Here is a 9,864-nt window from a genome sequence, read left to right as displayed (position 1 = left end):
GGGCTAGCCGCACCGCGCCATGGATGGCGCGTTGCGGCGACCCCCGGATCAGTGACAGGGCGAAGGAACCCGACGAAGTCGGGCCGGAAACGGAGCTGCGGGCTTTGCCTACTTTGGCCCCATCAAAGTAGGTCGCCGAGGGGCGAAATGGTGACTTGAGTCGAACCCCGATCCACCTGACATCGCAGAACCGCTGTGCAACGCGGAGCGACGGTCAGCGCCCCGTCTTACTGCTCGTCCAGCGCAAACTCGGTCAGGCAGAACGTCGGGATCTTCAGGTCGTTAAGACGCTTGGAGCCACCCAGTTCCGGCAGGTCGATAATCGCAGCGGCCTCGTACACTTCGGCACCCATACGACGGATCAGGTTGGCGGCGGCGATCAGCGTGCCTCCGGTCGCGATCAGGTCATCGAACATGACGACCGAGTCACCTTCGCACAGACTGTCGGCATGCACTTCCAGATACGCTTCGCCGTATTCGGTCTGATACGCCTCGGACAGTACATCGGCAGGCAGCTTGCCTTGTTTGCGAAACAACACCAGCGGCTTGTTCAGCTGATACGCGACCACCGAACCGATCAGAAAACCCCGCGCGTCCATCACGCCGATATGGCTGAACTCGGCATCGATGTAGCGCTGCACGAAGCTGTCAATCACCTGACGGGTGGCCTTGGGCGACTGGAACAGGGGCGTGATATCACGGAAGACCACGCCCGGCTTGGGGAAGTCCACGACCGGGCGGATGAGGGATTTGAAGTTCGATTGATCGAAAGTCATCAGGGGGTTCCATGGCAGTTTTGGCCGACAGTTTAAGCCGACCCGCCAAAGATCGCACGTTTCAGCTTTGCATCGACCCGCCAGCCAGTGCACACAGCTCGATGGGGGCGAGGATGTGAATCTCTTTGCCCTCGGCAGAAATCAGCTGATTTTGCTGGAAACGGGTAAAGACACGAGACACCGTCTCGACTGCCAGACCCAGGTGATTACCGATTTCATTGCGTGACATGCTCAGGCGGAACTGATTGGCCGAAAAGCCTCTGGCGCGGAAGCGTGCAGACAAATTGATCAGAAACGTGGCGATACGCTCATCGGCGGTCTTTTTCGAGAGCAGCAGCATCATTTGCTGATCGTCACGAATCTCCCGGCTCATGACGCGCATCAACTGCCGACGCAGTTGCGGCAGTTTCACGGAAAGCTCGTCCAGGCGCTCGAAAGGGATTTCGCAGACCGATGTGGTTTCCAGTGCCTGCGCCGAGACCGGGTAAGCCTCGGCGTCCATGCCGGACATGCCCACCAGTTCGCTGGGCAGGTGAAAACCGGTGAGCTGCTCTTCACCGCTGTCACTGATATTAAAGGTTTTCAACGCCCCGGAACGCACCGCGTAGACCGACTCGAAGGTATCCCCCTGACGAAACAGAAACTCGCCTTTCTTCAGCGGGCGGCCGCGTTTGACGATCTGGTCAAGGCAGTCCATGTCTTCGGTATTCAACGAAAGGGGCAGGCACAACGGCGCGAGACTGCAATCCTTGCAATGAGCCTGGGTTTGAGCGCGCGACTTGACTGGCTCGGACATCACTTAATTCCTTGTGGGAAATCACACATAAGCCGTAAGGGTAACTCACCGATGCTTGTCGGGGCCAGCCTGCAAAAGTGTCGGGGTCGTCAAGGTTGCAGGCTGCCTGCCGATAAACCTGTATTCCTTCAGCCACGCCAGGATGCCTCGTCATGTCAACGACACTCCCGTTGATCAACAGCATTACGATACGCACTGCGACCTCGCAGACCACCTACAGTAACGCCGGGCAAAGCACTGCCGAGAAGCCTGCGGGCGAAACAAAGGGCGTACAGGTCAATTTGTCGGCAGAAGGCAAGGCGGCTGCGTCGTCGTCTTCCAGAAACGCTGATATCGAGCAGAGCGGCCTGCCTGCTTCCGTGCAAAAGATCCTCAAGGCGATTCGCGAGCTTCAGCGCAGGATCGAGGAAACCATGGAGCAAATCCAGAAGGCGCTGAATGATCCCAGCCTGAGCCCCGAGGAGCGACGGACCAAGGCCGCGGCACTGCAGACCGTGCTCAGCACGTTGCAGGCGCAGGTGAGCAATTCCACGGCCGATCTGTCGTCGCTCATGAACAGCCTGGGCTCCAGTGACGCCGACAAGACCAAGGCAGGAATGCTGGTTCTGGCCAAAATGTAGAGCCTGGACGCGGGTCATATCACTCGGGAGAACTGCTGTCTGTTGTGACGGGTCAGGTAGGCATCGAAGACCATGCACACTGCGCGTACCAGCAGCCGGCCTGCCGGTCTGACTTCAATGCCCGTCTCGTTCAGCGTGATCAGCCCGTCGCTGGACATGCCAAGCAGTTGCGGCCACGCTTCGCTGAAATAGTCCCTGAAATCGATGCAAAAAGTCTTTTCGATCTGGCCGAAATCCAGGGTGAAGTGGCAGATCAGTTGCTGAATGATCGCGCGCCTGATGCGGTCGTCATCACTGCAGAGCAGCCCGCGTCGGGTTGCGGGCTGTTCGCTGTCCAGCAGCCTCAAGTACTCGCTCAGATCGCTGCTGTTCTGGCTGTACAGCTCGCCGACCTTGCTGATGGCAGAGACCCCCAGGCCGATCAGATCGCAGTGACCGTGCGTGGTATAGCCCTGAAAGTTGCGCTGCAGGGTCAGGTCTTCCTGAGCGGTGGCCAGCTCGTCGTCGGGCAGGGCGAAATGGTCCATGCCGATGTAGCGATAACCGGCGTCGCTCAATTGCTCGACGGTGCGTTCCAGCATCAGCAGTTTGCTCGCTGCATCCGGCAGATCCGCCGCGTCGATGCGCCGCTGCGGCATGAAGCGCTCGGGCAGATGCGCATAGTTGAACACCGACAACCGATCGGGCTGCAGATCGATGACCTTGTCCACGGTGTGGCTGAAGGTTTGTGGATTCTGTGCGGGCAGACCGTAGATCAGATCAATATTCACCGAACGAAATTGCAGCGTGCGCGCCGCTTCAACGATTGCGCGGGTTTCTTCCAGGCTCTGCATGCGGTTGATCGCCCGCTGCACCGTCGGGTCGAGGTCTTGTACGCCCAGGCTGACCCGGTTGAAACCCAGCTCGCGCAGCAGCCCCATCGTCGACCAGTCCGCTTCGCGAGGATCGATCTCGATGCCATAGTCGCCGGAGTCGTCATCCAGCAGGTTGAAATGTGAGCGCAACTGCGCCATCAAGCGGCGCAGTTCATCATGGCTGAGAAAGGTCGGCGTACCGCCGCCCAGGTGCAGTTGCTCCACCACCTGACAGGGCGCCAGGTGAAAGGCGAGCATCTGTATCTCGTGCTCGAGCCGTTGCAGGTAGGCCTGAGCGCGTCCGCGATCCTTGGTGATGACTTTGTTGCAGGCGCAGTAGTAGCAAATGTTCGCGCAGAAGGGCAGGTGCACGTAGAGCGACAACGGACGTGATGCCTTGCGGCTTTCGCGCAGCGCGTGCAGCAGGTCGAAGCCGCCCACTTGGGTATGAAACTGCACCGCAGTCGGATAGGACGTGTAGCGCGGTCCGGCCACATCGTAGCGATGGATCAGGTCTGAATCCCAACGAATGGCGTCAAGCATGCGCGCGTTTCCCGGTCCGGCTGGCGATGTCGCGAGCATACGCAGGAGGCCGGGGGTCGGCGTTGATGTGGATCAAATGGCAAGAGTTGCCGGCCTCAATGCCCCATCAGCCAATGCTGATGCGGGCCTGGCAAGGTCCAGATACCGAAGACGATCACCAGCAGCCCTCCCGCCATGCGCACACCACGTTTGCGCAGCAAAGCCGTGGTGCGTTCGGCAGCCAGGCCGGTGGCCAGCAGAACGGGCCAGGTGCCCAGCCCGAAGGCCAGCATCAGCAGTGCGCTGTCGAGAGGATTGCCCTGGCTGGCGGCCCACAGCAGGGCGCTGTACACCAGCCCGCAGGGCAGCCAGCCCCACAGGGCACCGAGCAACAAGGCGCGCGGCACACTGGACACCGGCAACAGGCGACTGGCCAGGGGTTGCAAATAGCGCCACAGGCCTCGGCCGAGACGCTCTATATAGGTGAGCCCGCTCCACCAGCCGGCCAGGTACAGCCCCATCATGATCAGCAACACGGCGGCGACGATGCGCAAGCCCGTCGCCAGCGGACTTTGCGCCACAGCCCAGCCGACCAGTCCGGAACACAGGCCAGCTGCGGCGTAACTGAGAATGCGCCCCAGGTTGTAGGCCAGCAGCAAACGAAACCGGCGACTGCGCTGTTCCTTGGGGATGGCCAGCGTCAGGGCGCCCATCAGGCCGCCACACATGCCCAGACAGTGGCCACCGCCCAGCAGCCCGAGAATGAACGCCGAGAACAGCATCGAGGCGAGTTCAAACATCGCGTTTCTCGTCCGGGCCCGACTGCGGAGACTCAGGCGGGACATGCTCCACAGGCGGCGTGTCATCGAACAAGATGCTGTGTGCCGGGCCTTCCATGTCGTCGTACTGACCGCTGTCCACTGCCCAGAAGAACACGTAGATCGCCACGCCCACCAGCAGCAGAGCGGCAGGGATCATGATGTAAAGCGCGGGCATGAAACCTCCGGGGCAGATGGGGGGACAAGCGCACGACGCGGCAGGCGGGTCAGGCGCAAGGCGTTGAGCACCACGGTCAGTGAACTGAGCGACATGCCGATCGCCGCCCATACCGGAGTGATCCAGCCCAGCGCCGCGAAGGGCAGCATGAGGCCATTGTACAGACCGGCCCAAAGCAGGTTTTCGATAATGACGCTACGCGTGCGCCGTGCCAGATTCAGCGCGTCGATCAGCACCGGCAAGCGGTTGCACAGCAGCACGGCGTCAGCGCTGGTTTTGGCGAGGTCGGTGGCCGAGCCCATCGCCACACTGATGTCGGCTGCTGCCATGACCGGTACGTCGTTCACCCCGTCACCGATCATCAGCACCTTGCGCCCCTGAGCCTGAAGCTGGCGCAGCACCTCCAGCTTATCGTCCGGGCGCATGCCGCCACGCGCTTCGTCGATGCCCAGCGCCTGCGCGACACGCTCAACCATCGGTGAGCTGTCGCCGGACAACAGCAGCGTTTTCCAGCCTCGCGCCCGGCATGCCTGTAACAGGGTGCCTGCGTCCTCGCGCAGCCGATCGTCCAGCACCAGCCATGCGAGTGGGCCCTGCGTATCGCCCAGCAACAGCCATTGGCCGGATCGCTCGTTTGGCCAGGGTGTTTCAGCACCGCTCAGCGCGCAGACGAAAGCCGCTTCGCCGATGCGCAGCAGATGCCCGTCAACACGACCTTGCAGGCCCAGTCCCGGTGTGCTGAGCACCTCTTCGGCAGCCGTTGGCGCTCGACCGAAGGCGCGGGCGATGGGGTGCTCGGAGCGGTTTTCCAGAGCGGCCGCCAGTTCCAGGCAGCGATTGGCGTCCAGCTCGCGCAGTGGGTGGATGCTGTGCAGTGTCAGGCGCCCTTCGGTGAGGGTGCCAGTCTTGTCGAAGATGACCGTGTCGATCTGGTTGAGGCCTTCGAGCACATGACCCCGGGTCAGCAGCAGACCGAGTGTGTGCAGCGTGCCGGTCGCCGCAGTCAAGGCGGTCGGTGTCGCCAGCGACAGTGCGCAGGGGCAGGTAGCGACGAGCATGGCCAAAACGATCCAGAACGCGCGCGATGCGTCCAGCTGCCACCAGATCACCCCGATCAGCGCGGCCGCGATCAGCGAAAGCAGCAGAAAGGCCTGTGCCGCACGGTCGGCGATCTCCGCGAGTCGGGGCTTTTCTGCCTGCGCGCGTTCGAGCAGTCGGACAATGGCCGAAAGACGGGTTTCGTGGCCCAGCGCCGTCACGGCAACGGTCAGCGGGCTTTCGACATTCAGCGTTCCTGCGGTGACCGCATCGCCCATACTGCGCATCTGTGGCAGGTATTCGCCGGTCAACAGCGACTCATCGACACTGGAGTGACCCTCGAGGATTTTGCCATCGGCCGGTATCACTGCACCGGGCTGCACCAGCACCCGATCAGCCAGGTGCAGTTCGCTGAGCATGATGCGCTGGCTCTGGCCGTCATCGCTGAGGCGCAGGCATGAGGCAGGCAGCACGTTGACCAGTTGGGCCGTGGCCGCCGCCGTGCGCTCGCGAGCCCGGCGTTCCAGGTAACGTCCGGCCAGCAGGAACAGTGCAAACATGCCGACGGCATCGAAATACAGTTCGCCAGCGCCGGTGACGGCGGTCCAGATCCCTGCGGCGTAGGCCGCGCCTATTGCCAGCGACACCGAGACATCCATTGTCAGTTGACGGCTGCGCAGGTCGCGCCACGCACCGCGAAAGAACGGCGCGCAACTGTAGAAGACGATCGGCGTGGTCAGAAACAGCGCCACCCAGCGCAGGATGGTGTGCATCTGCGGGCTGAGGTCGATATTGAACTCAGGCCAGGTGGCCATTGTTGCCATCATTGCCTGAAACCACAGCAGGCCGGCGACGCCCAGTTGTCGCAACGCCAGGCGATTGTCACTCGCCATGCGTTCGGCAGCGCGGTCGGCCTGCCATGGATGGGCGACATAGCCAATCGCGTGCAGTTCGTTCAGCAATTGGCTGAGGGCAAGCTGGTCGGCGTTCCAGCGCACCAGCAGGCGATGAGTGGAAAGGTTCAGCCGCGCTTCGGCCACCGCGGGCAATCGCCCCAGGCGTTGCTCGATCAGCCAGCCGCACGCCGCGCAACTGATGCCTTCGATAAGCAGGGTGGCCTCTGAGAGGTCGCCGTCGTGGCGCACGAACGGCGCCTGTACGTCGGGGCGGTCGTAGAGCGCCAGTTCCTCGAGCAATTGGCTGGGCAGGCTTTCCGGGTTGGCCGAGGTTTCACTGCGATGGCGGTAATAATTGTCCAGACCGCTCGCAACGATGGCCTCGGTCACTGCCTGGCAACCGGGGCAGCACAGCTGTCGGGTTGTACCGAGCACCACCGCGTTGAAATGGCTGCCCGCCGGAACCGGCAAACCGCAGTGGTAGCAGTGCAGCGGCGCGGGGGAGGAGGGCCTGGCCACGCTCAGTCTTTCCGGCGTTGCGCGGCTTGCAGGGGCTCGTCACCCAGGGTCACGTCGTCAGTGCCAATCTGTTCTTCCTCGAACAGGCGCCAGGTCTGCTCGCCTTCGACACCCAGCAGTTCCACAAAACGCCGACCGTTGACCTTGTCCTGCAACTGACCGATGTAACGGCCTGGTTCGGACGGGCTGCGGGTCAGGAACACCCGGCGATCACTGTCAGGGCGCGTGGGCGAAATCAGGTTGAGTTCCAGACGCGCCGGGTTGCTGTTGCCGCTCAGGCGCAGCCCGACTTCGCCGGTCAGCTCATCCATGTGCAGGCGCGCGTGCAGCTTGAGGGTCTGGGCGAGCACTTCGCGATTCAACGAGCGATTGATGCCCTTGCCGGCCTCGTAATAGTTATCGGTGACCAGTGGGTCCGGGTGGGTCACGGCGATGAACACCATCGACAGGCTCAAGGTCACCGAGCCGGTCAGGATGGCGATGATGATCCATGGCCAGAGGTGCCGGTACCAAGGGCTTGCAGCAGTCGCAGCGGGCATGACGGGGCTCTTAACGAATAGGTGGGCCGAGGAAGCGGCTTCGGGTCTCGACCTGCGTATCGCTGTCGATGTCCTTGAGGGTAAAGGTTACCTCGTTGCTGTGCGACGGCAGTTTTTCCGGCGCACTGGACAGCTCCACCGGCAGGCTGACGATTTCGCCCGCCGGAACGCTGATTTCACGACGGCCCTGCAGTCTCAGGTCGGGAAGGCCGCTGGCCTGCAGCACATAGGTGTGGTCCACCTGATCCTTGTTCATCACTTTCAGGCTGTAGACGTTTTCGATCCGGCCTTCGGCGTTTTCCCGGAACAGCATGCGGTCCTTGCTGACCTCCAGGCCCACCAGCGTACGCATGTAGAAAGCAGCCGTCAGCAGCGCAATCATCAGCAGCAGGACCAGCGCATAACCGATCAGGCGCGGGCGCAGGGTGCGGGTGCGTTGCCCGGACAGGTTGTGCTCGGTGGTGTAGCGAATCAGGCCGCGAGGGTAATCCATCTTGTCCATGACCGTATCGCAGGCATCGACGCACGCCGCACAGCTGATGCACTCCACCTGCAGGCCGTCACGAATGTCGATGCCGGTCGGGCAGACCTGCACGCACATCGTGCAGTCGATGCAGTCACCCAGCCCCAGTGCCTGAGGGGCGGCTTCCTTCCTGCGCGGGCCTCGGGCTTCGCCACGATTCTGGTCGTAGGAGATGATCAGCGTGTCCTTGTCGAACATCACGCTCTGGAACCGCGCATAGGGACACATGTAAATGCATACCTGCTCGCGCAGCCAGCCGGCATTAAGGTAAGTGGCCAGGGTAAGGAAACCGACCCAGAAATAGGCCCAGCCGTCCGCCTGGCCCGTGAACAGATCCACGCACAGCGCGCGGATGGGCGAGAAATAGCCCACGAAGGTCATACCGGTGGCAAACCCGATCAGCAGCCACAGGCTGTGCTTGGCGAACTTGCGCAGCAGTTTGCCGGCATTCATAGGGGTATTGTCGAGCCTGATGCGCTGGTTGCGGTCGCCTTCTGTCACTTTCTCGCACCACATGAAGATCCAGGTCCAGACACTCTGCGGGCAGGTATAGCCACACCAGACCCGCCCGGCATAGACGGTGATGAAGAACAGCCCGAACGCTGCAACGATCAGAATGCCGGACAAGAGGATGAAATCCTGCGGCCAGAACGTTGCGCCGAAGATGTAGAACTTGCGTTCCGGCAGGTTCCACCAGACCGCCTGATGCCCGCTGTGATTCAGCCAGACCGTGCCGAAAAAGATCAGCAGCAACAGGGCGCCGCCGAGCATCCGCACATTTCGAAACAGGCCTTTGAAGGCGCGGGTCTGGATTTTCTCGCGCGAAGCATAGAGGTCGGTGAATTCGCCGCCTGTTTCGGATGCCGGGGTGATGTCGTGTACTGGAATCTGCTTGGTCATCGATGAGTCCAGCGGCGGTGGCCTGGCCCCGGCCGATACAGGTCAGACAGGGTCATATCCGCGTTCAACGTGATGCACGTGAATAAACGGCCGCTTCTTCATTCAACTGGCTTACCCAGGGATTGAGCAACGCGACCCCGCACGACTGAAAGTCCATTGTATTGCGTGTGACCACGGTCATGCCATGCACCAGCGCAGTGGCGGCGATCAATGCATCGCATTCGCTGCGCGGGTCGGGAACGTGCAGTTGAGCGCAGCGTCTTGCGACCTGGGTGTCGACTGTCAGGATACGCCCGGCGAACGCCTTCAATACATGCTGGTCGAGCCACAGTCGCAATACTGCGCCTTGTGTCGGGTCGCGGCGTTCGATGCGCAGAATACCGGTTTCGAGTTCAAGAATCGTGATGGACGAGATGAACAGGCTGGAGGCCATCTGTGTTCGCGACCAGCGCAGCACGTTGGCGTCTGCAGTGCGCTTTCTGAGCTCTGAAACCACATTGGTGTCGAGCAGGAACATCAGGACAGATCAACCTGTCGGGGCGTGATCACGGCGCGCTGAGGCTCGAACTCGATATCGATGTCAGTGGGCATTATCAGCATGTCGGCGATGCTTACCGCGCTGCCGGTCAGCTTCAGGTAATCCTCGATGCAAAGCAGTACATGGGCCGGGCGGCCGCGGTCGGTAATGAACACCGGGCCTTCATTAGCCGCTTTCTTGGCCCCGCTGGTGTCCTGATTGAATTCACGGCTGGAGAGGGTAGTGGTCATGTGTGCGACTTCCAGAATGAGTAGACAGGGTGTCGTGGTCATCAACGAGTCTAGTCATGTAGAGATGTAACTACAAAGAATTTGTTCTTTCAGAATGCTACAACCCCGGGCTGACCG

The 9,864-nt window shown here is 61.6% G+C and carries 11 protein-coding genes; 1 reads left to right on the top strand and 10 read right to left on the bottom strand.

Annotation, left to right across the window (positions count from 1 at the left end):
* Positions 1-227: 227 nt before the first annotated feature.
* Entirely contained in the window at positions 228-776 is a 549-nt protein-coding gene (locus tag P406_RS20145) for an adenine phosphoribosyltransferase (protein WP_003412368.1), read from the bottom strand.
* A 61-nt stretch (positions 777-837) separates the two neighbouring features.
* The gene (gene fnr, locus P406_RS20140; RefSeq protein WP_003370208.1) at positions 838-1,572 is read right to left on the bottom strand and encodes a fumarate/nitrate reduction transcriptional regulator Fnr; all 735 of its coding nucleotides are present in this window, start codon (positions 1,570-1,572) and stop codon (positions 838-840) included.
* A gap of 152 nt (positions 1,573-1,724) precedes the next feature.
* Between fnr and P406_RS20135 the strand changes: the two genes are divergently transcribed.
* On the top strand, positions 1,725-2,192 hold the full coding sequence (locus P406_RS20135) for a hypothetical protein (protein WP_003412365.1): 468 nt from the start codon (positions 1,725-1,727) through the stop codon (positions 2,190-2,192).
* A gap of 14 nt (positions 2,193-2,206) precedes the next feature.
* Here the strand turns inward: P406_RS20135 and hemN are convergent, their stop codons facing one another.
* The 8 genes from hemN to P406_RS20095 all read right to left on the bottom strand — a co-directional run bounded on the left by hemN (position 2,207) and on the right by P406_RS20095 (position 9,747).
* Complete coding sequence (gene hemN / locus P406_RS20130; protein WP_046237155.1) at positions 2,207-3,589, bottom strand: oxygen-independent coproporphyrinogen III oxidase; 1,383 nt, start codon at positions 3,587-3,589, stop codon at positions 2,207-2,209.
* A 95-nt stretch (positions 3,590-3,684) separates the two neighbouring features.
* On the bottom strand, positions 3,685-4,368 hold the full coding sequence (locus tag P406_RS20125) for a sulfite exporter TauE/SafE family protein (protein ID WP_003412360.1): 684 nt from the start codon (positions 4,366-4,368) through the stop codon (positions 3,685-3,687).
* Positions 4,361-4,564, bottom strand: coding sequence for a cbb3-type cytochrome oxidase assembly protein CcoS (gene ccoS / locus P406_RS20120; RefSeq protein WP_003370219.1), 204 nt, complete (start codon positions 4,562-4,564; stop codon positions 4,361-4,363). The genes P406_RS20125 and ccoS overlap by 8 nt, the downstream gene beginning before the upstream one ends.
* Positions 4,543-7,017, bottom strand: a complete 2,475-nt coding sequence (locus tag P406_RS20115) for a heavy metal translocating P-type ATPase (RefSeq protein ID WP_046237154.1) — start codon at positions 7,015-7,017, stop codon at positions 4,543-4,545. Before P406_RS20115 ends, ccoS begins: the two co-directional genes overlap by 22 nt.
* A 2-nt stretch (positions 7,018-7,019) precedes the next feature.
* Positions 7,020-7,556, bottom strand: coding sequence for a FixH family protein (locus tag P406_RS20110; protein WP_046237153.1), 537 nt, complete (start codon positions 7,554-7,556; stop codon positions 7,020-7,022).
* Between the two features lie 10 nt (positions 7,557-7,566).
* Positions 7,567-8,979 carry a cytochrome c oxidase accessory protein CcoG gene (ccoG, locus tag P406_RS20105; RefSeq protein ID WP_046237152.1) on the bottom strand — a complete coding sequence of 471 codons (1,413 nt, stop codon included), beginning with the start codon at positions 8,977-8,979 and terminating at the stop codon, positions 7,567-7,569.
* A gap of 64 nt (positions 8,980-9,043) precedes the next feature.
* Positions 9,044-9,496, bottom strand: coding sequence for a type II toxin-antitoxin system VapC family toxin (locus P406_RS20100; protein WP_003412349.1), 453 nt, complete (start codon positions 9,494-9,496; stop codon positions 9,044-9,046).
* Positions 9,496-9,747 carry a type II toxin-antitoxin system prevent-host-death family antitoxin gene (locus P406_RS20095; protein ID WP_046237151.1) on the bottom strand — a complete coding sequence of 84 codons (252 nt, stop codon included), beginning with the start codon at positions 9,745-9,747 and terminating at the stop codon, positions 9,496-9,498. Before P406_RS20095 ends, P406_RS20100 begins: the two co-directional genes overlap by 1 nt.
* Between the last annotated feature and the right edge of the window lie 117 nt (positions 9,748-9,864).

The sequence above is a fragment of the Pseudomonas syringae pv. coryli str. NCPPB 4273 genome (assembly GCF_000972175.1).
GTDB lineage: Bacteria > Pseudomonadota > Gammaproteobacteria > Pseudomonadales > Pseudomonadaceae > Aquipseudomonas > Aquipseudomonas syringae.
This window is presented reverse-complemented; position numbering and strand designations above follow the sequence as displayed.